The sequence below is a fragment of the Streptomyces sp. NPDC059989 genome, assembly GCF_042736975.1.
Lineage (GTDB): Bacteria > Actinomycetota > Actinomycetes > Streptomycetales > Streptomycetaceae > Streptomyces.
This window is the reverse complement of the sequence record NZ_JBHWUO010000011.1, coordinates 121501-146456: the sequence shown is the minus strand read 5'-3', so window position 1 is coordinate 146456 and position 24956 is coordinate 121501. Positions and strand designations below refer to the sequence as shown.

General features: G+C 72.7%; 18 protein-coding genes and 1 pseudogene. 7 read left to right on the top strand and 12 right to left on the bottom strand.

The genetic code is table 11. The features are described from left to right. Positions 1–59: 59 nt before the first annotated feature. A complete protein-coding gene (locus ACFWBN_RS12720) occupies positions 60–2306 on the bottom strand; it encodes an ATP-dependent RecD-like DNA helicase (RefSeq protein WP_385174982.1) in 2247 nt (748 codons plus the stop codon). Positions 2307–2584: 278 nt separating this feature from the next. Between ACFWBN_RS12720 and ACFWBN_RS12715 the strand changes: the two genes are divergently transcribed. After that, complete coding sequence (locus ACFWBN_RS12715; RefSeq protein ID WP_385174979.1) at positions 2585–3130, top strand: DUF937 domain-containing protein; 546 nt, start codon at positions 2585–2587, stop codon at positions 3128–3130. A gap of 154 nt (positions 3131–3284) precedes the next feature. Next, positions 3285–3782: pseudogene (locus tag ACFWBN_RS12710) on the top strand (GNAT family N-acetyltransferase); the annotation flags it as partial. Here ACFWBN_RS12710 and ACFWBN_RS12705 read toward each other — a convergent pair. Further along, entirely contained in the window at positions 3733–4668 is a 936-nt protein-coding gene (locus tag ACFWBN_RS12705; RefSeq protein WP_385174976.1) for an EamA family transporter, read from the bottom strand. The pseudogene ACFWBN_RS12710 and the gene ACFWBN_RS12705 overlap by 50 nt on opposite strands. A gap of 100 nt (positions 4669–4768) precedes the next feature. Between ACFWBN_RS12705 and ACFWBN_RS12700 the strand changes: the two genes are divergently transcribed. Continuing rightward, the gene (locus ACFWBN_RS12700) at positions 4769–5665 is read left to right on the top strand and encodes a LysR substrate-binding domain-containing protein (RefSeq protein ID WP_385174973.1); all 897 of its coding nucleotides are present in this window, start codon (positions 4769–4771) and stop codon (positions 5663–5665) included. On the opposite strand, the gene ACFWBN_RS12695 is transcribed toward ACFWBN_RS12700, so the two are convergent. Next, positions 5622–6632 carry a GlxA family transcriptional regulator gene (locus ACFWBN_RS12695; protein WP_385174970.1) on the bottom strand — a complete coding sequence of 337 codons (1011 nt, stop codon included), beginning with the start codon at positions 6630–6632 and terminating at the stop codon, positions 5622–5624. The two genes, ACFWBN_RS12700 and ACFWBN_RS12695, sit on opposite strands and share 44 nt — an antisense overlap. 91 nt (positions 6633–6723) lie before the next feature. Between ACFWBN_RS12695 and ACFWBN_RS12690 the strand changes: the two genes are divergently transcribed. Both ACFWBN_RS12690 and ACFWBN_RS12685 read left to right on the top strand, forming a co-directional pair. Next, positions 6724–7320, top strand: a complete 597-nt coding sequence (locus ACFWBN_RS12690) for an MBL fold metallo-hydrolase (RefSeq protein WP_385174967.1) — start codon at positions 6724–6726, stop codon at positions 7318–7320. Positions 7321–7488: 168 nt separating this feature from the next. After that, positions 7489–9297 (top strand): glycoside hydrolase family 3 protein, encoded by a 1809-nt coding sequence (locus ACFWBN_RS12685; protein ID WP_385174964.1) that lies wholly within the window; start codon positions 7489–7491, stop codon positions 9295–9297. Positions 9298–9323: 26 nt separating this feature from the next. Here ACFWBN_RS12685 and ACFWBN_RS12680 read toward each other — a convergent pair whose 3' ends face one another. Both ACFWBN_RS12680 and ACFWBN_RS12675 read right to left on the bottom strand, forming a co-directional pair. Further along, a complete protein-coding gene (locus ACFWBN_RS12680) occupies positions 9324–10757 on the bottom strand; it encodes an aminopeptidase (RefSeq protein ID WP_385174961.1) in 1434 nt (477 codons plus the stop codon). A gap of 84 nt (positions 10758–10841) precedes the next feature. Continuing rightward, positions 10842–11246 carry a hypothetical protein gene (locus ACFWBN_RS12675; protein ID WP_385174959.1) on the bottom strand — a complete coding sequence of 135 codons (405 nt, stop codon included), beginning with the start codon at positions 11244–11246 and terminating at the stop codon, positions 10842–10844. Between the two features lie 271 nt (positions 11247–11517). Between ACFWBN_RS12675 and ACFWBN_RS12670 the strand changes: the two genes are divergently transcribed. Then, the gene (locus ACFWBN_RS12670; protein ID WP_385174956.1) at positions 11518–12072 is read left to right on the top strand and encodes an EF-hand domain-containing protein; all 555 of its coding nucleotides are present in this window, start codon (positions 11518–11520) and stop codon (positions 12070–12072) included. A 63-nt stretch (positions 12073–12135) separates the two neighbouring features. Here the strand turns inward: ACFWBN_RS12670 and ACFWBN_RS12665 are convergent, their stop codons facing one another. From ACFWBN_RS12665 to speB, 6 genes are all read right to left on the bottom strand, one after another. Further along, positions 12136–15933, bottom strand: a complete 3798-nt coding sequence (locus tag ACFWBN_RS12665; protein ID WP_385174953.1) for an ABC transporter ATP-binding protein — start codon at positions 15931–15933, stop codon at positions 12136–12138. Between the two features lie 217 nt (positions 15934–16150). Next, positions 16151–16804 carry a hypothetical protein gene (locus ACFWBN_RS12660; RefSeq protein ID WP_385174950.1) on the bottom strand — a complete coding sequence of 218 codons (654 nt, stop codon included), beginning with the start codon at positions 16802–16804 and terminating at the stop codon, positions 16151–16153. Between the two features lies 1 nt (position 16805). Next, positions 16806–18950, bottom strand: a complete 2145-nt coding sequence (locus ACFWBN_RS12655; RefSeq protein WP_385174947.1) for a hypothetical protein — start codon at positions 18948–18950, stop codon at positions 16806–16808. 15 nt (positions 18951–18965) lie between these two features. Further along, entirely contained in the window at positions 18966–19409 is a 444-nt protein-coding gene (locus ACFWBN_RS12650) for a hypothetical protein (protein ID WP_385174944.1), read from the bottom strand. Between the two features lie 61 nt (positions 19410–19470). Next, the gene (locus tag ACFWBN_RS12645) at positions 19471–21141 is read right to left on the bottom strand and encodes a thiamine pyrophosphate-binding protein (RefSeq protein WP_385174941.1); all 1671 of its coding nucleotides are present in this window, start codon (positions 21139–21141) and stop codon (positions 19471–19473) included. Positions 21142–21146: 5 nt separating this feature from the next. Then, positions 21147–22115: an agmatinase gene (speB, locus tag ACFWBN_RS12640; protein ID WP_385174938.1), complete on the bottom strand. Its 969-nt coding sequence runs from the start codon at positions 22113–22115 to the stop codon at positions 21147–21149. A 127-nt stretch (positions 22116–22242) separates the two neighbouring features. On the opposite strand from speB, the gene ACFWBN_RS12635 reads away from it, so the two are divergent. Continuing rightward, a complete protein-coding gene (locus ACFWBN_RS12635) occupies positions 22243–23772 on the top strand; it encodes a PucR family transcriptional regulator (protein WP_385174935.1) in 1530 nt (509 codons plus the stop codon). Between the two features lie 177 nt (positions 23773–23949). Here the strand turns inward: ACFWBN_RS12635 and ACFWBN_RS12630 are convergent, their stop codons facing one another. Further along, the gene (locus ACFWBN_RS12630) at positions 23950–24825 is read right to left on the bottom strand and encodes a hypothetical protein (RefSeq protein ID WP_385174932.1); all 876 of its coding nucleotides are present in this window, start codon (positions 24823–24825) and stop codon (positions 23950–23952) included. Between the last annotated feature and the right edge of the window lie 131 nt (positions 24826–24956).

Sequence of the window (24956 nt, the reverse complement as noted above, 5' to 3'; positions counted from 1 at the left end):
GCCAAGCTGCTCATCCTGCCCCCTCCGCACCGGTGGTGGAACCCCAAATGATCGATCATTTAGGTGATGTTTCCCACCGGTATCCGGCCGGACAGCCTGGGTGCCACCGCCGTGTACCTCCTGCCTGCGGAAACGGTACGCACCGCCTGGCCCAGGGCCTTGCGGGACCCGACCAGGACGACCAGTTTCTTCGCCCTCGTCACCGCCGTGTAGAGGAGATTTCGCTGGAGCATCATCCAAGCCCCGGTGGTGACCGGGATCACGACCGCCGGATATTCACTCCCCTGGGAGCGATGGATGGTGACGGCGTACGCGTGCGACAGCTCGTCGAGCTCGGAGAACTCGTAGCCGATCTCCTCGTCCTCCTCCGTCCGGACCGTCAGGCGCTGTTCGTCGAGGTCGAGGCCGGTGACCACGCCGACCGTGCCGTTGAACACGCCATTGGCCCCCTTCTCGTAGTTGTTCCGGATCTGGGTGACCTTGTCGCCCACCCGGAAGACCCGGCCGCCGAACCGCTTCTCGGGCAGGTCGGGCCGGGCGGGCGTCATCGCCTGCTGGAGCAGGCCGTTGAGGTTTCCGGCGCCGGCCGGGCCGCGGTGCATGGGCGCGAGCACCTGGACGTCCCGGCGCGGGTCCAGCCCGAATCTGGCCGGAATCCTTCGGGCCGCCACGTCCACGGCGAGCACTCCGGCCGCCTCGGTGTCCTCCTCCGGGAAGAGGAAGAAGTCCGGCAGCCCGTCCGTGATCGGCGGCACCCCGGTGTTGATCCGGTGGGCGTTGGTGACCACGCCCGACTGCTGGGCCTGCCGGAAGATCCGGGTCAGCCGGACCGCGGGCACCGGGCCGCCCTCGGCCAGCAGGTCCCGCAGCACCTCCCCGGCGCCGACCGACGGCAGCTGGTCCACATCCCCGACCAGCAGCAGGTGGGCACCCGGCGCCACGGCCTTGACCAGCTTGTTCGCCAGCAGCAGGTCCAGCATCGAGGCCTCGTCGACCACGACCAGGTCGGCGTCCAGGGGCCGTTCCCTGTCGTACGCCGCGTCCCCGCCCGGCTTGAGTTCGAGCAGCCGGTGCACCGTGGAGGCCTCGGCCCCGGTGAGCTCGGCGAGCCGCTTCGCCGCCCGGCCGGTGGGCGCGGCCAGCACCACCTTGGCCTTCTTGGCCCGGGCCAGCTCGACGATCGAGCGCACGGTGAAGGACTTGCCGCAGCCGGGCCCGCCGGTCATGACGGCGACCTTGCGGGTCAGCGCGAGCCTGACCGCGTCCCGCTGCTCGGGGGCGAGGGTGGCCCCGGTCCGCCCGGCGAGCCAGCCCAGGGCCTTGTCCCAGTCCACGTCCTGGAAGCCCGGCATCCGGTCCTCCTCGGCGCGCAGCAGCCGCCGCACCTGTCCCACCAGCGACAGCTCGGCCCGGTGGAAGGGCACCAGGTACACGGCCGTCAGCGGGTCGGGTCCGCCCTGCGGATCCGGCACGGACTCCCGTACGACGCCCTCCGGGTCGGCGGCGAGCTCGGCCAGGCACTCGATGACCAGCCCGGTGTCCACCTGGAGCAGCTTGACCCCGTCGGCGATGAGCTTCTCCTCGGGAAGGAAGCAGTGGCCCTGGTCGGTGGACTGGGACAGGGCGTACTGGAGCCCGGCCTTGACCCGCTCGGGGCTGTCGTGCGGGATGCCGACGGCCTGGGCGATGCGGTCGGCGGTGAGGAAGCCGATGCCCCAGACGTCGGCGGCGAGCCGGTAGGGCTGGTTCTTCACCACCGAGATGGAGGCGTCGCCGTACTTCTTGTAGATGCGCACCGCGATGGAGGTGGAGACGCCGACGCCCTGGAGGAAGACCATGACCTCCTTGATGGCCTTCTGCTCCTCCCAGGCGGCGCCGATCAGCTTCGTGCGCTTGGGGCCGAGCCCGGGCACCTCGATCAGCCGCTTCGGCTGCTCCTCGATCACATCCAGGGTGTCGGTCCCGAAGTGCTCCACGATCCGGTCGGCGATCTTCGGGCCGATGCCCTTGATCAGGCCGGAGCCGAGGTAGCGGCGTATGCCCTGGATGGTGGCGGGCAGGACGGTGCGGTAGTTCTCCACGGTGAACTGCCTGCCGTACTGCGGGTGGGAGCCCCAGCGGCCCTCCATGCGCAGCGATTCGCCGGGCTGGGCGCCGAGCAGGGCGCCGACGACCGTCAGCAGGTCTCCCCCGCCGCGGCCGGTGTCGACGCGGGCGACGGTGTACCCGCTGTCCTCGTTGGCGTAGGTGATGCGCTCGAGCACCCCCTCGACCACCGCCAGTTGCACAGCCCCGTTGGTTGCCATGCCCCGAAACTACCGCCCGGCTCCGACAGCGCGTCAGCCCTGTGGACAACCGGGGCGGGAGACCAGAAGGGGGTCCGGCCTCGCGGCCGGACCCCCTCACGGTTACCCCTCCCGTGTCGGACTTCCCGATCCCCCCAGATCCCCTCCCGGAAGTACCGACGCACCATACGACCCGCAATCCCCGTGGAGGGTTGCACCCGGATCCACAGCTTTACTTTTCCATTACCCAACGCTCGTCCGAGGTGCCGCTAAATCACCACAGAAGTAGCGTTTCAGGCATGAGCGAATCTTCATTCCAGGACGACGTCCTCACTGAGCTCGGCGACGAGAAGCTGACCGAGATCGCGGGACTGCTCGGCACCGACGCGAACGGCGCCCGCGACACCGTCGCGCAGACGGTCGGCGCCATGACCGGCGGCCTCCAGGAGAAGGCCGGCGCCGATGACGACGACGGCGTGGAGGTCCGCCAGGCCTTCGCGGAGGTGGCGGAGCCGCCGCTCCAGGGCGTGGCGACGCTCGGCGGCGGCCTGGGCGGCCTGTTGAGCGGCGGGATGATGGCCGGGGTGCTCGCCAAGGTGAGCAAGCCCGTGGCCAACGCCGTCTCGAAGAAGACCGGCATCCCCGCCCCCACCATCGCCCGGGTCATCGAGCTGCTGATCCCGGTCCTGCTGGCCGTCTTCGCGAAGCGCGCGGCCGCCGGCAAGGCCGCGGGCGCGGGCGCCCCGACGGCGGGCGCGGCCCCGGGTGCGGCCCCGGGTGCGGCCGCGGAGGGCGGCGGCCTCGGCGACCTGCTGGGCCAGATCCTCGGCAGCGGCAAGAAGTAGCGGCAAGAAGCAGCGGCCGGAAGCAGCGAGAAGCGGCGGGAAGCGACACGTACGGGTGAAGGGCGGGCCGGGGCGTACGAGCCATCCCCCGGCGCCGCCCCCCGCGCTATCCTCGGGCGCCATGGACACGTCCAAGGACACCCCCGCCGGCCCGGTGCGCCTGCGGGATCCCCGGCCCGGCGAGCTGGGCTGGATCGTGCAGCGGCACGGCGCGCTCTACGCCGCCGAATACGGCTGGAACACGGAGTTCGAAGGCCTGGTGGCCCGGATCGTCGCGGACTTCGCCGAGGACCACGACCCGTATCTGGAGCGGGTCTGGATCGCCGAGCTGGACGGCCGCCCGGTCGGCTCGGTGATGTGCGTACGGGAGGACGGCGCGCCCGGCACCGCGCGGCTGAGGCTGCTCCTGGTGGACCCGGAGGGCCGCGGCCACGGCATCGGCACCCGGCTCGTCGACGCCGTCGTCGCCTTCGCCCGCTCGGTGGGCTACCGCGAGCTGGTGCTGTGGACCAACGACGTGCTGACCTCGGCCCGTTCCCTCTACCTGCGGGCCGGCTTCACCCTGGTCGCCGAGCGCCCGCACCGCTCGTACGGGGTCGCCCTCACCGGGCAGGACTGGCGGCTGCCGTTGCAGGAGCACTCCCCGCACTGACGCCCGAACCGACCCCCGTACGGTTCGCGGCGCGCGCGGGGGCCAGCGAGGTGAGCGCGACCCCGCCGACCAGGAGCACCGCCGCCAGCCAGCGCAGGCCCGAGACGGACTCCCCCAGCACCAGGGCCGCCGAGGACATCCCGAAGACCGGGACCAGCAGCGAGAACGGCGCCACCGAGGAGGCCGGGTAGCGGCGCAGCAGGTAGCCCCAGGCGCCGAAGCCGAAGACGGTGGAGATCCAGGCGACGTAGCCGATGACGGCCGCCCCGGACCAGTCCAGGGCCCGCAGCGCGGCCAGGTCCCGCTCGGGCCCCTCCAGCAGCAGCGACAGCGCGAACAGCGGCAGCACGGGCACCGTGCACACCCAGACCATGAAGTTCAGCGCGTCGGGCGGGGAGGCCTTGCGGGTCAGGACGTTGGAGACGCCCCAGCAGGCGGCGGCCGCGACGACCAGCACGAATCCGGTCACCGGCCCGGAGATCCCCCGGTCCACGGCGGCGACCCCGATCCCGGCGAGCGCCACGCCCATGCCCAGCACCCGTACCCGGCCGGGCCGTTCGCGCAGGACGACGGCGGCGAGCACGGCCGTGAAGACGGCCTGGATCTGGAGCACGAGGGAGGACAGCCCGGCCGGCATCCCGGCGGCCATCCCCGTGAAGAGCAGGCCGAACTTGGCGATGCCGAGGGCCGCCCCGACCCCGAGGATCCACTTCCAGGCGACCTTGGGGCGCCCGACGAAGAACACGGCGGGCAGGGCGGCGACGAGGAAGCGCAGGGCGGACAGGAGCAGCGGCGGGAAGTGGTCGAGCCCGATCTCGATGACGACGAAGTTGACGCCCCAGACGGCTGCGACGAGCACGGCGAGAGCGGTGTGTACGGGACGCATGTTCCGAGCATCGCCCCCCCGACCCAGTAGCACCAGCGCGCATCTCTTCCGGGATGGATGAAGCATTGCTTACGCATGGCCCCGGTGCCACGATGGGGGCATGCTCGATCTCGCCCGGCTGCGCGCCCTGCACGCCGTCTCCGTCCACGGCTCGGTCGCGGGTGCCGCGGCCGCCCTCGGCTACACCCCCTCCGCCGTCTCGCAGCAGATCTCCAAACTGGAGCGGGAAACCCGCACCACCCTGCTGGAACGGCGCGGGCGAGGGGTCGCCCTGACCGAGGAGGCCCGCCACCTGGCCGATACGGCCCAGGAGTTGCTGGCGATCGTGGAGCGCGCCGAGACCACCCTGGAGGAGCGCCGCGGGCAGCCGAGCGGGCTGCTGACGGTGGCGGCCTTCGCCTCGGCGGCGCGCGGGCTGCTGCCGGGGGTGCTGGCCGATCTGGCCCGCCGCCATCCGGCGCTGGACGTACGCCTCACCGAGGTGGACCCGCACCTGTCGGTGGACCTGGTGGCCCGGGGCGTCACCGACCTGGCGGTGGCCCACGACTGGGACATCGCGCCGCTGCCCGCCCCCGAGGGCATCGAGCAGGCGGTGATCGGGGACGACCTGTGCGACCTGGTCGTGCCCGAGGGGCACCCGTTCACCAGGCGGCAGGTCATCCGCCGCGCCGACCTCGGCGGTGAGCGGTGGGTGTGCCAGCCGCCCGGCCGGGTCTGCCACGACTGGCTGGTCCGCACCCTGCGCACGGCCGGCTACGAGCCCGACATCGCGCACGTGGCGGAGGAGAACCACACCATCGTCGCCCTGGTCGCGGCCGGGCTCGGGGTGGCGGTGGTCCCCCGGCTGGGCACGGGCGGGCTGCCGCCCGGCGCGGTGGCCGTGCCGCTGGAGCCCGGGCCCGTACGCCGGCTGTACGCCCTGTGGCGGACCGGGGCCGCGCGCCGGCCCGCGATCACCGAGGCCGTGCGGACCCTTCAGGAGCACTGGATCCGCTGACCGCGCCGGCGGCGGGCGTCCGCGTGAAGGAGCGGCGGTAGGCGCGGGGAGGCACCCCCCGGCGGCGTACGAACTGCTCGCGCAGGACGGCGGCGCTGCCGTAGCCGACCTGCCGGGCGACCTCCTCGACCGGCATGTTCGTGGTCTCCAGGAGCTCCTCGGCACGGCTGAGGCGCAGGTTGAGGAGCCAGGTGTGGGGTGTGGTGCCGGTCGCGGCGGAGAACCGGCGGGCGAAGGAGCGCCTGCTCATCAGGGCGCGCCGGGCCAGTTCCGCGACGGGGAGCGGCTCGTGGAGGTGCTCGCGGGCCCAGGCGAGGACCTCGGCCAGCCGCTCGTCCCGGCAGTCCTCGGGGACGGGCGCGGCCAGGTACTGGGCCTGTCCGCCGTCCCGGTGCGAGGGCAGCACCAGGTCGCGGGCGATGGCGTTGGCCGTCGCGGCACCGTGCTCGCGGCGCAGCAGGTGCAGGCAGAGGTCGAAGCCCGCCGCGGCCCCGGCCCCCGTGATGATCCGGCCCTCGTCGACGTACAGGGCGTCGGGGTCGACGGTGACCTCCGGGTGGCGGCCGGCCAGCAGGCCGGCGAACCGCCAGTGGGTGGTGGCCCGGCGGCCGTCGAGGAGCCCGGCGGCGGCGAGCGTGAAGGCGCCGACGCAGTGCGCCCCGACCAGCGCGCCCCGCTCGTACGCGGCGCGCAGGGCATCGAGGACGGCGGGTGGCGGGGGCGTACGGAAGTCCGCGCCGGGCAGGGCCAGTACGAGATCGGCGGCGGCCAGGCGCTCCAGTCCGTGCGCGACGGCGAGCGGCACGCCGAGGTCGGTGGCGACCTGTCCGGGCCGGTCGGCGCACAGGGCGAAGTCGAAGCGGGGCAGCCCCTCGCCGCGGGCGCCGAACACCTCGGCGACGACGCCCACCGCCAACATCCCGACGCCGGAAGGGGCGTAGGCGGCGACGCTCGCGAAGGGAGGCATGCGGGCAGTGTGCCACGCGTGGCACGTTTCCTGCGATCAGTGGCAGTGCGGCCACTCGTGGGCGGCCGGTCCGGACGGAAGGATGATCGTCATGACAGAGACCCCGCTCGGCCGCAGCGCCGTGTACACCGTCCTGACCACCGGCTACGTCGGCTCGACCGGCCCCGGAGTCGCCGCCACCGTCAGCTACGTCTCCGACGCCGACCGGCACGTGATCTTCGACCCGGGGATGGTGGCCGACCGCGACCACATCCTCGGCCCGCTCGCGGAGTTGGGGCTCGGCCCCGACGACATCACCGACGTGGTGCTCAGTCACCACCACCCCGACAACACCATCAACGTGGGCCTGTTCGGCCGCGCCCGGATCCACGACCACAAGGTGGAGTACCGGGGCGACCAGTGGACGAACCGGGACGCGGAGGGCTACGAGCTCACCCCCTCGCTGCGGCTGATCCGCACTCCGGGGCACAGCGCGGAGGACATCACGCTGCTCGCCGGCACGGATTCGGGCGTCGTGGCCTTCGCCGGCGACCTGTGGTGGCACGCGGAGGGGCCTGCGGACGACCCGGTGGCCCCGGACCGCGAGCTGCTGCGCGCCTCCCGGCAGCGGGTGCTGGCCGCCGCCGACGTGATCGTGCCGGGGCACGGCGCCCCGTTCGCGGCCGACGGCGCCGGCGTGCCGCTCTGAACGGCCATCCCGCGCGGCGCGACCCCGCGCGACGCGGCCCCGCGCGAAACGGCCCCGCGCGAAACGGCCCCGCGCGAAACGGCCCCGCGCCCGGTCGAAGGGTGTCATCCGGGGGACCTCCCGAGTGTCCGGAGCCGTCCGGGCCGGGCCCGGAGTAGGGTCCGGCGCGTGCCGAACCACGCCTCCCGCCGGACCCTGCTCGCCGCGGCCGCCGCAGCCGCCGTCGCGGCCGCCGGAGCCGCCTCCGCCGCCGTGGGGATCCGCAGCGCCCCCGACGACCAGCGCCCCGGGGACCTCGCGCCCGGCCGCCACCCCGACCGGGCGCGGCTGCGCCGCTTGGTGGACCGGATGAGCCTCGCCGAGAAGGTCGGCCAGCTCTTCGTGTCCCGGGCGTACGGGCATTCGGCGACCGACCCCGACCCGGCCGACGCCGAGAAGAACCAGTCGCTGTTCGGGGTGCGCACCGCAGCCGAGCTGGTCTCCCGCTACCACCTCGGCGGGATCATCTACTTCGCCTGGGCCCACAACACCCGCACCCCGCACCAGATCGCCGAGCTCTCGGGCGGCCTCCAGCAGGCCGCCCTGGCCACCGGCGCCGGGATCCCGCTGCTGCTCTCCACCGACCAGGAGCACGGCATCATCGCCCGCATCGGCAAGCCGGCGACCCTGCTCCCGGGGGCGATGGCGCTCGGGGCCTGCGGCTCCACCGCCGAAGCCCGCAGGGCCGGGCGCATCGCGGGGCAGGAGCTGGCCGCCCTGGGCATCCGGCAGGACTACGCGCCGGTCGCCGACGTCAACGTCAACCCGGCCAATCCGGTCATCGGCGTACGGTCCTTCGGCTCCGACCCGCAGGCGGTGGCGGCCCTGGTCGCCGCCCAGGTCCGCGGCTACCAGAGCGCCGGGGTGGCCGCGACCGCCAAGCACTTCCCGGGCCACGGGGACACCGAGACCGACAGCCACGTCGGGCTGCCGGTGATGCGGCACACCCGGGCCGTGTGGGAGGAGCTGGACGAACCGCCCTTCCGGGCCGCGGTGGAGGCGGGGGTGGACGCCGTCATGACCGCGCACATCGTCTTCCCGGCGCTCGACCCCTCGGGGGACCCGGCGACCCTCTCGCAGCCCATCGTCACCGGGATCCTGCGCCAACGCCTGGGCTTCCGGGGGGTGGTGGTGACCGATGCCCTCGACATGGCCGGGGTCCGGCAGAAGTACGGCGACGACCGGGTCCCGGTGCTGGCGCTGCTGGCGGGCTGCGACCAGCTGCTGAACCCGCCGGACCTGGGGCTCGCGCACCGCAGCGTGCTGGCGGCCGTCGAGGCGGGCGAGCTGACGGAGGAGCGGATCGAGGAGTCGGTGCTGCGGATCCTGGAACTGAAGGCGCGCCGGGGCCTGTTCGACGAGGCCGCTCCGACGGCCGCGGAGGTGGACGCGTCCGTCGGCATCCCGCAGCATCTGGAGGCCGCCGACGACATCGCGGCCGCCACGACGACCCTGCTGGCCAATCCCGCCGGGCTGCTGCCGCTCGACGCCTCGGCCGGGCCCCGGCTGCTGGTCACCGGCACCGACCCGGTCTCCCCCAGCGGCACCACGGGGCCTCCCACGGCCGTGCTGGCCCGGGAGCTGACCGCGCTGGGCTGCCGGGCCGCGACGGCGGCGCCCGACCGGGCGGTGGCGGCCGCGGCCGGTCACTCGGCGGTGCTGGTGTGCACGTACAACGTCCCGGAAGGGGACAGTCCGCAGCGCACCCTGGTGGCGGAGCTCGTCGCGACGGGCGTTCCGGTGATCGTGGTCGCCATCCGCAATCCGTACGACCCGGCCCGCCTGCCGGCCTGCGCGGCGGAGCTGGCGACGTACTCCTGGACGGACGTGGAGATGCGGGCGGCGGCCCGGGTGCTCACCGGCGCGGTGCGCCCGGCCGGTCACCTACCGGTCCCGGTGCCGGGCCGCTACCCGCTGGGCCACGGGCTGACGTACTAGCCCGCGGCCCAGCCGGAGGTCGCGCGCTACGGCCGCAGCTGCGGCTCGCGCTCCAGGTCGCGCTGGTCGAGCTGCGCGTCGGGCGCCGCCAGCGGCGCCGCCCGGCCCGCGTCCGCGAGCGCGGCGGCCGGGGCCACCCCGGCCCACTGGAGGATCTTCGCGGTCGCGAGGGCCTTCTCGCCGTCCAGGAGCTTGGCCACGTTGGCCCCGTGGTTGGCGCCCGGGGCGGTCATCACGTAGCTGTCGCGCGCCCCGTAGCCGAGGTGGAACGGCTCGGCGCCCCACGGGTCGTTCTGCCCGTAGACGAAGAGCATCTGGTTGGCGTTGTTGCGCACCCAGGTGTCGACGTCCTTCATGGCTCCCGGCTGGAAGGTCATGGGGATGTCGCGGGGCACGAAGTTGCGCGGCGGCTGGTAGCCGTAGCGGCTCAGGCCCGCCAGGTGCGGCTGCTTGATGTCCGGGGAGCCGAGCTGGGTCCCGGCCTGGTAGTAGTACGGCGTGTACGTCTCCAGGCCCTGGTCGGCGTAGGCGGAGAAGCCGGAGATCGCGTCGACCGTGTCCCAGATCTCCTGGTCGGTGGCGGTGGCGGCGGTCGGGATGGCGGCGCAGTCCGCGAGCAGGCTGTACTGCCAGAAGGCCCACACGTAGTCGAGCACGACGGCCTCGTAGGCCTTGTCGAGGTCGCCGACGGTGGTGAAGGTCCAGCCGTTCTCGGCGGCCGCGACCGCGTACTTGGCCTCCAGCGGCTCACGCCGTACGAGGGCCTCGCGCTGGACCGCGTTCAGCTTGTCACGGCACTCCTTGGTGCCGACCTTGGCGAAGAACCGGTCGTAGGCCGAGTCCTCCTTGTTGACGACGTCGTTGGGGGCGACGTACGCGACGACGCCGTCCATGTCGCGCGGGTAGAAGCGCTCGTAGTACGTCGCCGTCATGCCGCCCTTGCTGCCGCCCGTGGCCAGCCAGTTCTTCGAGTAGATCTTCTTCAGGGCGCCGAAGATGCGGTGCTGGTCGCTGGCGGCCTGCCAGATGTCCAGGTTCGCCCAGTTGGCGGGGTCGGGGCGGGACGGCGTGAAGAATCGATACTCCAGCGACACCTGGTTGCCGTCGACGATGGTCGTCGGCTCACTGCGGCGCGGGCTGGTGTTGACGTTGTAGCCGGAGGTGAAGAACACCGTGGGCCGGGAGACGTCCTTGTGTAGAAGGGTCAGGCGCTGCTTGAAGGTGCCCTTCCACGGCTGCCGGTGGTCGACCGGCTGCTCGTAGTTCAGTACGAAGAAGCGGTAGCCGGGGTACGGCTTCTCCTCTATCAGGCTCATCCCCGGGATGCCGAGGATCTGGTCCTTGATGTCCGTGGCGGCCGCCGGCTGCGCGGCGGTGGCCGCTTGTGCCGTGAAGCCGGCCGCGCCCATGGTGCCGATCAGCACCACGAGCGACAGCAGCCATCCGAGCGTCTTGCGCATTCACACTCCCCTTGAGTTCACTTCGGTCGCCGTGAACCTAGCGGGGTCAACACGCTGCTGAACAGACCTAGTTGGGTCGCTCCATCAACACAGGATCCAGCCGGAATCGGCAGATCCGGCCCCCACGCTCCCCTTTACATACACGCAGCGGTTGATCGCGCCCACGGTGACAGGACCGGCATAGCGGGTGAATCGCCCGATATCGCGGACCGGAACTCCGCCGCGCGGCTGAATGCTCACCGCCATCGGACGCCGCTCCCCGGGAACGCGGGCCACGGTCATCGCGCAGGCCTGGGTGCGGCTCTTGTACACGCGCACCTCACCCGTGTCGAACGGCAGCGTCCGGGCCAGCCGGCCCCCGCAGCCGGCGCCGGCCGACTGCGCCCCCTGCGCGGTCCCGGTCCGTGCGGTCTGCGTCCCCTGGGCCGCATGCGCGGGCGGCGCCGCGAACAGTCCGCCGACGCAGAGCCACAGCGCCGCCGCGAACACCCCCAGGGGCGCGGCCCGTCGGCCGCACCTCCTCCACCCCTCCAGCACCCTGTCCCCCGATCGGTCGTACGTACAACGTGTGCACGCACGTACGACGCCCGGGCCTCCCGGAAGGTTGCGGTGGACAAGGGAGTCGGCAAGGGCCCGTCCCGCCGGACCCTCGTACGAGTGCATCCACCGCTCCCGGCGGAAGAGCGTGGGTTCGGGGCCGCGCCGGACCCTACGCTGGGTGACTCGATCACCACTTGCCGTAGCCGCGAAAGGCACTGCCATGGACACCGACCTGCTCGACCGCAAGCTGGAGCGCTCCTTCAACCGCCTCGACGCGGACGGGAGCGGCGTCATCGACGCCACCGACATCATCGCGCTGGGGTCCCGGCTGCTGACGGCCCTGAACGAGCCCGACGACTCCCCCAAGGCGGAGGCGGTGATGAACGGGCTCACCGACTTCTGGCAGGACCTGTTCACCGAGCTGGACGGCAACCGGGACGGCAAGGTCACGCCGGAGGAGTACAAGCTGGGCATGACGCGGCTGTACGCACGGGGCGGGGACGCCTACGACCGCTCCTTCCGGCCGATGATGAAGGCGCTCCTGACGATCGTCGACACCGACGGCGACGGCCGCATCAGCCCGGAGGAGTTCCACCGGGCGCAGGAGGCCTTCGACACGGAGGTGAGCCCCGCCGACGCCGAGGCGCTGTTCCGGCGGTTCGACGCGAACGGGGACGGCACGCTGACCGTGGACGAGCTCCTCGCCGCCCTCCGCGGGTACTACACGGGCACCGACGCGGACGCCCCGGGCAACCTGCTCTTCGGCGAGCTCTGAGCCGCTGACCGGGGCCGGGAGGGGCCGGGCGGGCCGGGGTGCCGGCCGCCGGCCCCGCAGGGCTCACGCCGCGGCGGCGGGCTCGTCCTCCCCGACGAAGGTGCGCCACAGCTCGGCGTAGCGGCCGCCGCGCGCCAGGAGTTCGGCGTGCGTGCCGTCCTCCACGACCCGGCCGCGGTCCATGACCACGACCCGGTCGGCGCGGGCCGCGGTGGTCAGCCGGTGGGCGACCACGAGGGTGGTGCGCTTGCCGGCGAGCCGGTCGGTGGCCTGGTTGACCTGGGCCTCGGTGGCCAGGTCGAGGGCGGCGGTGGCCTCGTCGAGCAGCAGCACGTCCGGGTCGACGAGCTCGGCGCGGGCCAGCGCGATCAGCTGGCGCTGGCCGGCGGAGAGGTTGCGGCCGCGCTCGGCGACGGCGTGCAGGTAGCCGCCGTCGAGGGTGGCGATCATGTCGTGGGCGCCGACCGCGCGGGCGGCGGCCTCCACCTCGGCGTCGCCCGCCCCGGGCCGCCCGTAGGCGATGGCGTCGCGGACGGTCCCCGGGAAGAGGTAGGGCTCCTGCGGGACGACGCCCAGGCGGTGGCGGTACGCCGTCAGGTCCAGCTCCCGCAGATCGGCGCCGTCGGCGGTGATCCGGCCGGAGGTCGGGTCGTAGAACCGGGCGACCATCTTGACCAGCGTGGACTTCCCGGCTCCGGTCTCGCCGACGAAGGCGACGGTCTGGCCGGCGGGTATCCGCAGGCTTATTCCGGCCAGCGCCTCACTCTTCTCGCCCCGCTCCTCGGCGGTCCCGTACTGGAAGCGGACGTCCTCGAAGGCGATCTCCCCGCGCAGCTCCCGCACCTCGACGGGATCGGCCGCACGCGGGGTGGTGGTCGGCTCGCGCAGCAGCCCCTGGATGCGGCCGAGGGAGACGGTGGCCTGCTGGTAGCCGTCGAACACCTGGGAGAGCTGCTGGACGGGGGCGAAGAACAGGTCGATGTAGAGCAGGTAGGCGACCAGCGCGCCGGTGGTGAGCGTCCCGGCCTCCACCCGGCCCGCGCCGACGATCAGCACGGCGGCGGCGGCGCCCGAGGACAGCAGCTGGACGAAGGGGAAGTAGACGGATATCAGCCACTGGCCGCGGACCCGGGCGGCCCGGTACGAGTCGCTGCGCTCCGCGAAGCGGACGGCTCCGGACCGCTCGCGGCGGAAGGCCTGGACGATGCGGAGCCCGGCGACGGACTCCTGGAGGTCGGCGTTGACCAGGCTGACCCGGTCGCGGGCGAGCTCGTACGCGGCGACCGACTTGCGGCGGAAGACGATCGTGCCGACCACCAGCAGGGGCAGGGTGGCGAAGACGATCAGCGCGAGCTCGACGTCGAGGACGAGCAGGGCGACCAGGATGCCGAAGAAGGTGAAGACGGAGACGACGGCGGTGACGAGCCCGGTCTGCAGGAAGCTGGACAGGGCGTCCACGTCGGTGGTCATCCGGGTCATGATCTTGCCGGTCAGCTCGCGCTCGTAGAAGTCGAGACCGAGGCGCTGGAGCTGGGCGAAGATCTTGACGCGCAGCGCGTACAGCACGCGCTCGCCGGTGCGGCCCGTCATCCGGGTCTCCGCGAACTGCGCGGCCCACTGCGCGACGACCACGGCGAGGGCGAGCCCCGCGGCCACCCAGACGGCGCCGAGCGCGGCCTGCTCCACGCCCTGGTCGATGCCGTGCCGGATCAGGATGGGCAGCAGCAGCCCGGAGCCCGCGTCGACGGCGACGAGGCCGAGGCTGATGGCGAGCGGCGCCCAGAACCCGCGGAGCAGGCGGCGCAGGCCGTAGCTCTCCTCGGCGGCCGCGGCCCGGGTCTCGTCCACGTCGGGGGCGTCGTCGGCGGGCGGCAGCGCGGCCACCTGCGCGAGGAGTTCGGGGGTGGCCCCCGGCATACCGGCGGCGGCGGCGCTGTCGGACTCCTCCTGCTCCTCCTGGCGCTGCCAGAGCTCGGGGGTGATCCCGCCCGCGACCCGGCGCTTGGCGTTGACCGGCTCGGAGTCGATCTCGGCTTCGAGCTCGATGTCCCGCTCGATGTCGCGCTCGAACTCGGCCATCGCGGCCGCGGCGTCGGGGGTGCGCGGCGAGGCGGCCCCGAGGGCGTCCGGGTCGGTGAGCAGCCGCCGGTACAGGGGGGACCTGCGCTCCAGCTCCTCGTGCGTGCCGATGTCGGCGAGCCGGCCGTGTTCGAGTACGGCGATCCGGTCGGCGAGCGCGAGGGTGGAGCGGCGGTGGGCGATGAGGAGGGTGGTGCGGCCGGCCATGACGGCCCGCAGCGCCTCGTGGATCTCGTGCTCGACGCGGGCGTCGACGGCGGAGGTGGCGTCGTCGAGGAGGAGCAGGCGCGGGTCGGTGAGGATGGCGCGGGCGAGGGCGATGCGCTGGCGCTGGCCGCCGGAGAGGGTGAGCCCCTGCTCGCCGACCTTGGTGTCGTACCCGGCGGGCAGGGCCTCGATGAAGCCTTCCGCCTGCGCGGCCCGGGCGGCGGCGCGTATCTGCTCGTCGGTGGCGCCCGGGTGCCCGTAGGCGAGGTTGGCGCGGATGGTGTCGGAGAAGAGGAAGGAGTCCTCGGGCACCAGCCCGATGGCGTCGCGCAGGGAGGCGTAGGTCAGCTCGCGGACGTCGTGGCCGCCGACGCGGACGGCGCCGTGGTCGACGTCGTAGAAGCGGGGCAGGAGCAGCGAGAGGGTGGACTTGCCGCTGCCGGAGGAGCCGACGACGGCGACGGTCTCCCCCTCCGCGAGGGAGAGCGAGAACCCGTCGAGGACGGGCCGCTCGGGGTCGTATCCGAAGCGGACGCCGTCGAAGTCGACGGTGGCGGGCACGTCGGCGGGCAGCTCGTGCGCGCCCTCCTGGATGACCGGCTCGGTGTCGATGAGCTCGAAGACGCGTTCGACGCCGGCGCGGGCCTGCTGGCCGACCGTGAGGACCATGGCGAGCATGCGGACGGGGCCGACGAGCTGGGCGAGGTAGGTGGAGAAGGCGACGAACGTACCCAGCGTCACCTGCCCCTTGGTGGCCATCCAGCCGCCGAGGGCGAGCATGGCGACCTGCCCGAGGGCGGGCACGGCCTGGAGGGCGGGGGTGTAGCGCGAGTTGAGCCGGATGGTCCGCATCCGGCCGGCGAAGAGCCCGCGGCCGGCGGTGCGCAGCTTGGCGGTCTCCTGCTCCTCCTGCCCGAAGCCCTTGACGACGCGGACGCCGGTCACGGCGCCGTCGACGACGGTCGCGACGGCGGCGGCCTGGCCCTGGGCGTACCAGGTGGCGGGGAAGAGCTTCCTGCGGCTGCGCTTGGCGATGAACCAGAGGGCGGGGGCCATCAGCAGGGCGACGAGGGTCAGCAGCGGGGACAGCGCCAGCATGATCCCGAGGGATATCCCGAAGAGCAGGAAGTTCCCGATGGTCATGGGCAGCATGAACAGCAGCCCCTGGATCAGCTGCAGGTCACTGGTCGCCCGCCCGACGACCTGCCCGGTGGACAGCTCGTCCTGCCGCCGCCCGTCGAGGCGGGTGATGGAGTCGTACATGTCGGTGCGCAGGTCGTGCTGGACGTCGAGGGCGAGCCGCCCGCCGTAGTACCTGCGTATGTAGGTCAGCACGTAGACGAGGACGGCGGCGCCTATGAGCAGGCCCGCCCAGGGCCCCATCGGCTTGGTCTTCTCCCCGATGACGTCGTCGAGGATGACCTTGGTGACCAGCGGCACGAGCGCCATGACGGCCATGCCGGCCAGCGAGGACCCGAGCGCGAGCAGCACATTGACCTTGTACCGCCAGGTGTAGGCGGCGAGCCTCCTGCCCCAGCCCTGTTTTTCCCCTGCCGCCGTCTCTGCCGCCGCCACGTGGTGCCTCCCCGTTCGTCCTGTCCTGCCGGAAGCGCCAACGCCCCGACCGGCGGATTTCATCCCGCCGCAACAATTCGAACGTGTACGCAGGGCGCCTCCGGCGCACGCGGGGAGCGGCCGATAGTGGCAGTCGGCGGGGCCGGCCGGGCGGCACGGCCCCGGGTGCGGGTGCGGGTCCGGGGGCCACGGGCGGGGGCGGGGCCGCCCCCTCGGCTCACGGGCTGGGCAGGGGCTTCACCACGGGGGGCTTCTCCAGGGGCTTGTTCTCGCAGCCGAGGGCTTCGGTGACGCGGCGGGTCATGAGGTAGGTGAGGGTCATCCGCCGGTCCTTACCCGCCTGGTCCACCACAGCCGCCCCGGTGGCCGGCAGGAATGAGAAATAGGCGTCCGCCGAGAACCACACGTTCCGCGACTGCGCTCCGAGCTCACCAGGCAGATCGCACTGGACGAGCAGCGTGGAGTTGGACTCGTTGGTGACACCGCTTGCGCCGTTCAGTTCGTAGGACACGCCATTGGAAGGGAGCCCGGGAGGTACCCGAGGGGACCAGCCGAAGGAGAAGGTCGCACTGACGGCGCGATGCTCGTCTTCCACCCCGTAGCGGCATGCGGCGTTGAAGTACGAATGCTTGCCCGGCCGCATGCCCGGCAATGCCCGTTTCACCTTGTCCACCAGCTCGCTCGTGGACTTGAACGCCTTCGTCTCGAAGTCCTCGGTAGCGAGGATCTCCCGGATGAGCGCGTCTTCCTCCGAGGAAGCGCTGATCCCACACGGGTTCACAGCCTTCGCTTCGGAGCCGCCCGAGGTGCACGATGCCAGGGCCAGCACGCAGACCAGTGCGGCCGCCGACAGCTTGATGGTCTTGAGCACGTCAGGACCGGAGGTGCGAGCGGGCGGCGTCCCGTCCGGTCGTGTAGCCGGTGTTCGACATGTCCTTGGCATGGTCGAAGCCGGGGTTGTCGCTGATCTGCCGTTCCTTCCCCCAGGCATCGAAGAGCTGATTGGTGCTCTCCATACCGGCCGCGTAGTTGTTGCTGGAGTCCTTCTTTCCTTGGCTCTCGGCCTCATCCTTGACGCCCTCCACCCAGTCGTACTTGACGGTGTCGATCAGCGAGCCTCCGAGCGTGCCCACGACCGGGATCTCGCCGATGAGACCGTTCACGCCGGCGGCCGAGTATTCGGCCGTGCCTTCCGCCCACTTGACCTTGTCGTCTTCCTTGTCCTTGTAGACATCGGCGCCGATGGCGTTGAGCGCACCGGTCGCCGCGCCGATGTCGTGTGCGCGGTTGTCCCAGTCCGCGTTCACTCCGTCGCCCTTCTGCGGGCCGGCGGTGGCCAGCAGGTCGGCCGAGTACCCCCGCTCCGCCTCGACCATCAGGGCGTAGGCCGGGCCGTCGTCCGCGATGCCGCGCATCACGCGGACCAGGCTGCCCTGGCCGACCGCGATCTGGGACTTGTCGCCCGAGCCGTGGATGGAGTCGCTGCCCTTGATGCCGCCCAGGTCGGAGTTCTGGCCGCCGAGGATCTCGTGCGTGTCGCCGACGTAGTCGACCAGCGCCTTCGCCATCGGCTGGCGGATGTTCTCCAGATCCTCCGGGAACTTGTCGCCGTCCATCTCGCCGTCCAGCAGGCGGATGGCGTTGTGCATCACCCGGGCCTGGCCCTCGGTGTGCGGACCCGGCTCGCCCAGCTTCTCGCCGTCCACGTGACCCGTGGCCGCGGCCTGGATGGCCGCGCCCAGGCCGCCGGCCTTGTTCGGGTTCTCCATGTCCAGGGGCGGGCCGTAGCCGCCCGAGAGCCACTCGTCCTGCCAGTCCCGGTCGGTGAGCATGTAGTCGAGGTGGTTGTTCTTGTTGCCGGGCGCCTCGGGGTCGAGGAAGAACTCGGCCGAGGCCGGGTCTTTGGCCATGATGCCGAGCAGGCCGTCCAGTGGGTCGGCGACCAGGTTCGGGCGGGCCGCGTCGTACGCGTGGTTGTACATGTACGGCTTCGACTTCTCGGCCTCGATCATGCCGTCGCCGATGTCGTTGAGGAACTGCTTGCCGTAGCCGTCCCCGTTGCCCATCAGGGTCACGAGGGCCTGGTACCCGTACATCGGCCGCGCGCCCTTGGCGATGTTGTCGTCGCCCAGCTCCTTGAGCCCGTTGACGAAGGGCTTGTAGGCGTAGCTCTCCGGGTCCTTGGTGCCCGAGGCGATCGTCCCGGCGAGGCCGGAGCTGATCGATTCGTAGAGCTTCTTGTCGCCGGCCGACACACCGCGGTCGTTGGAGGCCAGGTTCATCTGGTCGGCCAGCAGCAGGGTGTCCTTCGGGCCCAGCGAGTTCAGGTACGCCTCGCTGAAGTGCTTGTCCCCGGAGTTCTGCTTCAGGAGGTCGTTGTAGTGCTGCAGTTCCTCAGGAGAGGCCTTGCCGTCACGGATCTTCTGGGTGAGCGCGAGCGCCTCAACGGCCTCGACGTCGTTGACCGGCTTGGAGTTGAAGCCGAACATCGAGGTGCCGTCGGCCCCCGAGGCGTTCAGCAGGGCCGTTTTGACGTCCGCGTCGAATTCCGTGATCGCCTTGACCGTGTCCGCGATCCGGCTCGTCCAGGACCGCTCGACCTCCGGGAGGTCGGGATCGTGGCGGATCGCGTTCGCGGAGGCCGGGTCGCACTTGCTGAAGTCGTAGCTGGCGATGCCGGCGTCCGAGACCTTCATGCCGGCGGTGACGGCGTCCGCGACGGCGGAGGTCACCTTGCCCTTGAGCTCCGTGAACCGGGCGAAGGCGTCACGGAGCAGCGACTCCATGGCCAGGGCCTCCGTCTGGGCCGCGTCGAACTCGTTGCGCGTGATGGTGGAGTTGTTGGCGGACACGTTGGCGCTGCTGCCCTGCCAGCCGTTGCCCTTGGAGACGCTCTGCACCTCCTTCTCGTACACGTCCTCCATCGTCTTGAACTGCGTTGCCATCGACTTCCAGCCGTCCGCGGCCGTGGTGAGCGCGGACAGGTCCGTGGTCATGACCTCGTGGTAATTCGGCATGTCTCCCCCGCTCCCTTAGAGTCCCGCGACCTTGGACGACTGGACCGGCTGGAAGCTCTGGCCCGTCAGCTGGTCGTTTCCGGTGAACAGGTTCGACGCGCCGCGCAGTGCCGTCTTCTCCGAGTTCAGCCGTCCCATCAGGCGCTTCACCTGGTCGTCCCAGTGCGTGTGCGCCTTCGTGAGTCCTGCCGCCGTCTCCCAGCCGGTGAAGGCCTTGACGGCGTTCTTCGTCGGCTCGTCGGCCGCGTCCGCGGCCTTCGTCGTACCGGGCTGCAGGACGTTCTCGATGGTGTTGGCCGCCTTCTTCTTCTCGGGCGGGGCCGTCGCGAAGACGCCCGGCCCGGTGCCCGGCGCCGAGGAGCCGCCTTGGTCGGCGGGGAGCTGGTTCAGTCGCATCTGCGGCGACGGACCCTCGACCGTGGCCTGCTTCTGACTGGCCCACTCCTGCTCGAACGACACTGCTCCCCCTCGTACTCCGCCCCGAACCTGATCACAGCCACCCTAACCAGCCGCGTTCATGTCACTGACCGTGTGTTGGGGCGAACATGTGAAGGTTGGCCGCCAGGACCAGTACGGAGGGGCCCGGCTGGGCAAGGGATTTGGCGAGGTCCTCGCGGAGGGTGGCCGGGGTGGTGGTGGCGGCCGGGACGCCGAAGGACTGCGCCAGCGCCACGAAGTCGGGGCAGAGCAGGTCCGTACCGGTCTCGGTGCCGTACGCGCGCAGGATGCCGTAGCCGCCGTCGTCCACGATCAGCCAGGTGACGTCCAGGTCGTGCTGCCGGGCCGTGGCCAGTTCCGCGAGGGAGTACATCGCGCCGCCGTCGCCGGAGACGGCCAGGACCGGGGTGCCGGGCTCGGCCACGCAGGCGCCTAGGGCCGCCGGGAAGGCGTAGCCGAGGCCGCCCGCGCCCTGGGCCGAGTGCATGGTGTTGGGGTGCTTCGCGTCGAAGGCCGACCACGCCCAGTAGGACAGGATCGTCATGTCCCAGAAGGACGGGGAGCGTGCGGGGAGGGCCGCACGGATCGAGGTCAGGAGCTGCTGCTCCAGGGCCAGGTTCTGGGAGGCGAGGCGGTCCTCGATGGCGGCGAGGAGCAGGCGGACGCGCTCGGGGGCCTGCGGGTCCTCGCGTTCCGAGACCGTCTCCAGCAGGGCCTGGAGGGCGAGGCGGGCGTCCGCGTGGATGCCCAGGGCCGAGTGGTTGGACTCCAGCTTGCCGAGGTCCGCCTCGATCTGGACGACCCGGCCGGTCGGGAAGAACGTGTGGTAGTTGGAGCTGAGTTCGCCCAGGCCCGAGCCGACCACCAGCAGGACGTCCGCGTCCTCCAGGAAGCCCGTCATGTGGCGGTCCTCCAGCCAGGACTGGAGGGAGAGCGGGTGGGTCCAGGGGAAGGCGCCCTTGCCGCCGAAGGTGGTGACCACCGGGGCGCTCAGGCGCTCCGCCAGCTGCTTCAGCTTGCCCGCCGCGTCCGAGCGGATGACTCCGCCGCCCGCGATGATCACCGGGCGGGCGGCGGAGGACAGCCAGTGGGCCGCCACCGCCGTCAGCTCCGGGCGCGGGGCGAGCTCGTGCGGGGTCGCGTCCATGCCCGTGACCTGCGGGATGAAGGTCTCGGCGCGGATCACGTCCTCCGGGATCTCCACCCAGACCGGGCCGTGCGGCACGGTGAGGGCCGACTCCCAGGCCTCGGCGACCACCGAGGGGATCTGGGAGGGGGTGCGGGCCACGTGGACGGACTTGACCACGTCCCGGAAGGAGGCGGACTGGTCGCGCAGCTCGTGCAGGTGACCGCGGCGGCCGCCGCCCAGGCCCACCACCGGGACCTGGGAGGAGATGGCCAGGACGGGGGCGGATGCCGCGGCCGCCTCCTGCAGGGCCGGCAGGGCCGTCAGGGCGCCCGGTCCCGTCGACAGCAGCAGGGGCGTGGCCTCGCCGGTGAGGCGGCCGTACGCGTCCGCCGCGAAGCCCGCGTTGTTCTCCACCCGGAGGGTGACGAGGCGCAGGTCCGAGCGGCCGACCGCGTCGAAGATGCCGAGCGCGTGCTGGCCGGGCAGCCCGAAGACGGTGGTGGCGCCGAGTGAGCGCAGCGTTTCCACGACCAGGTCCCCGCCCGTCCGCCCCGGCGGTGGCGCCAGTGCGGCCGCCGTCTGGGCTTCGGTGGGACGGAGTACCAGGTCGTGGTCGTGCGTCACGGTGCTTAGATGCCCTTCGCCTTCGCCGCAGCGATCTGACGGCTCATGATCGTGGTGAGCTCGTACGCGGTGTGCGAGGCCGCGACCGAGGTGATCTCGGCGTGATCGTACGCCGGGGCGACCTCGACGACGTCGGCGGAAACGAGGTTGCAGGAGGACAGGCCGCGGATGATCTCCAGCAGCTCGCGGGAGGTCATGCCGCCCGCCTCCGGGGTGCCGGTGCCGGGCGCGTGCGCCGGGTCCAGCACGTCGATGTCGATGGAGATGTACAGCGGGCGGTCGCCGATGCGCTGGCGCAGCTGGTCCGCGACCTCGTCGGCGCCGCGCCGGTAGACGTCCGCAGAGGTGACGATGCCGAAGCCCATCTTGGCGTCGTCGTCCAGGTCCTGCTTGCCGTACAGCGGGCCGCGGGTACCGACGTGGGACAGCGCTTCGGTGTCGAGGATGCCCTCCTCGACGGCGCGGCGGAACGGGGTGCCGTGCGTGTACTCGGCGCCGAAGTACGTGTCCCAGGTGTCCAGGTGCGCGTCGAAGTGGAGGAGGGCGACCGGGCCGTGCTTCTTGGCGACGGAACGCAGCAGGGGCAGGGCGATGGTGTGGTCGCCGCCGAGGGTCATCAGGCGGGAGCCGGCGCCGAGCAGCTCGTCGGCCGCGGCCTCGACCGTCTCCACGGCCTCGTTGATGTTGAACGGGTTGACGGCGATGTCACCGGCGTCCGCGACCTGGGCGAGGGCGAAGGGGGAGGCGTCCTGGGCCGGGTTGTACGGGCGCAGCAGGCGCGAGGCCTCGCGGATGGCGTTGCCGCCGAAGCGGGCGCCGGGGCGGTAGGAGACGCCGGAGTCGAAGGGCACACCGACGACGGCGACGTCGGCGGAACCGACCTCGTCGAGGCGCGGCAGGCGGGCGAAGGTCGCAGGGCCCGCGTAGCGCGGGATGCGGGAGGAGTCGACGGGGCCGCGCGGCTGCGTGCTCATGGGGGGTGCCCTTCTGGAGGTACTGCGGGTTCCTACTGGTGCGGTGTTTCGAGCGTAAGCCGACACCTCCGGGCCGCGAAGTGTACGTTTTATCCACAGAGCATCCCCTGATGTGTACGGAGTATCCATGGAGGCCCCGCCCACCCCGCCGGTCGCCCTCGGCGCGCTGCTCGCCGACCGGGAGCTGGGCCTGCGGCACCTGGCGGGGGCCGCCGAGGCGGAGGTGCACGGGGTGCACGCCTCCGAGATGGCGGATCCGTCGCCGTACCTGCTGGGCGGGGAGCTGCTGCTGACGGCGGGCGCGGACCTCGCGGGGGCGGACCTCGCGCAGGCGGACCTCGCGGGCGCGGACGCGGGCGCGGGCCACGGCGGAAGCGGGGGCCCGGGGCCGGCGCGGGACGGGACGGACCCCGGGGAGTACGTCGCCCGGCTGGTGCGGGCGGGGGTGGCCGCGGTCGGGTTCGGGGTGACCCCGGTGCACGAGACCGTGCCGGAGGCCTTGGTGGACGCCTGCGACCGCCACGGGCTGCCCCTGGTGGAGGTGCCGCCCGGAACCCCCTTCACGGCGGTTGCCCGGACGGTGTGGCGGCTGATGGCGGAGGCCCGGACCCGGGAGCTCCGCCGGGTGACCGAGGCCCAGCAGTCGCTGGCTGCCGCGGCCGGCCGGCCGGACCCGGTCGCGGCCGTACTCTCCCGCCTGGCGGGGAGCCTGGGCGGCTGGGCGGGCCTGCTCGCACCGGAACCGTCTCCGCCCGCCGAACCGGGCCGCGCCGGTACGGCCCGTACGGCCCCCGGCGCACCCCGCCCCGCCATCGCCGCCGCCATCGCCGCCGCCGGGGCCGAGCCGGGGGTGGAGCTTCGGGGCGCCCTGGAGGCGCTCGCACAGCGCGTGGCGCCCGGTTCCGCGGCGACCGCCACCGACACCTTGGCCGGGACCAACCTGGCCGCCTACGCGGTGGGCGGGGGCCGGGTGCTCGCCCTCGCCACCCCGGCCCGGGCCCCCGGCGACCACACCATCGCCTCCGCCGCCGCCGTGCTGCTCACCCTGCTCACCGCGAGCCGCCCCGCCGGGACGGAGGCGGCCGCCCTCACCCGGCTGCTGCTCGACGGCGATCCGGCCGGGGCCCTCGCCCCCGGGCCCTGGTACGCCGTGCACGCCCGGGGCGCCGGCGACCCGCAGGCCCTCGCCGGCGCGCTGGGCACCGTACTGCTGGACCCGCGCGGGCCGGTCGTACGGCTGCTCACCGACCGGGAGCCCGGGGCGCAGCCCGGCTGGCGGCTGGGGGTGAGCGCCGCGGCCGCGCCCGAGGCCCTGGCCGGCGCCGACGCGCAGGCCGGGCGGGCCCTGGAGCGGGCCGAGGCGGCCCGTACCCCGCTCGCCCGGCACCGGGACCCCGGCTTCGCGGGCCTGGTCGGCGAGGCCGAGGCCCGCGCCCACGCCGAGGCCCTGCTCGGCCCGCTCTCCCCCGCCCTCCGGGAGACCCTGCGCGCCTGGCTGGCCCACCACGGCAGCTGGGACCGCAGCGCCGCCGCGCTCGGCGTCCACCGCAACACCGTCCGCCAGCGCATCGCCCGGGCCGCCGGCCTGCTGGGCGCCGACCTGGACGACCCGGACACCCGGATGGACCTGTGGTTCGCGCTGCGCCGGCTGCCCTAGTGCTGTGGCCGGGAAGGTTTGCCGGGTCGCGGTGTCCGGTGCGGTGCATCGCAAGGCGGAGGACCGCGCCTCGTACTGGACGTACTTGCGTGGTCCGACAACGCGGCGAGGTGCCGTGCCGGGCACCGCGACCCGGTGAACCTTTCCGGTCACAGCACTAGCGCTGAGCTCTGGGCGCTAGGGGTTGGTCGTCACCTCGAAGCCGGCGCCGAAGACGTCGGCGGGGTCCGCCTCGTCGCGGGCGCGCAGGTCGGCCAGGATGTTCGCCGAGCTGGTGTACACGTACAGGGGGTACGAGATGATCATGCCCTTGGTGATGCCCGCCCAGGGCCCCTGGGCCTGGAAGCCGTTGGCTTCGGAGGGGTAGGCCGAACCCGGCACGTGCCAGATGGTGGGTCCGCCCGAGTCACCCGCCTTGTGCTGGGGGTGGGCCTGGTAGACGCCCCGGTCGTTGTTGGTGATCCGGCCGTACCAGACGCCCAGCTGACCGGAGACCACCAGCTCGTTGTTGTTGAACCAGGCCGCGCCGAGCAGCCGCTCGCTGTTCAGCGCGGGGCTGAGGGCGTTGGGGCTGGGCGTCCCGCCGGGCACCTCCAGCACCCCGGTCTGCTTCAGGTGCGGCCCCTGGGAGGAGGGCGTCACGCTCGGCACCAGCTCGATGACCATGTAGTCCTTGGTGAGGTGTCCCGTCATGGAACCCTCCGGGTCCTTGAACCAGCGGACGTACCCGATGGGCCCGTAGCCGATGTCCTGCCGGTGGTAGACGGGGGCGATGTCCTCGCGGATCTCGCGGTCGGCGTAGGCGGGGTCGTTGAGGCAGTGCCCGGCCGAGATGGCGATCTTCCGACCGTAGTCGTCGTTGCCGACGGCCCCGATGGTGCAGAAGGCGTCGGGCCGGGCGGGGTCGAAGGCGATCTGCATCGCGTTGTGGACGCGCTTCTCCTGCCGGGGCTCCTGCTCCGCGGCGTGGACCGTGCCCGCGCCGAGCGCCGTGGTGACCGCCATGGCGGCCGCAAGGCCTGACAGCCTCCTGAACAACGTCCTCCTGAGCATGCGGGTTCCTGTTCTGTCGGGACGAGGGCCGGAGGAACGAGTCAAGCTGGGGACGGGTGGCTTCAGAAGGGGGTATCCGGCCAGTCGCCATTGGCCGGGTCGCCCTGCGGACGGGCCGCCTGCGGGCCGGG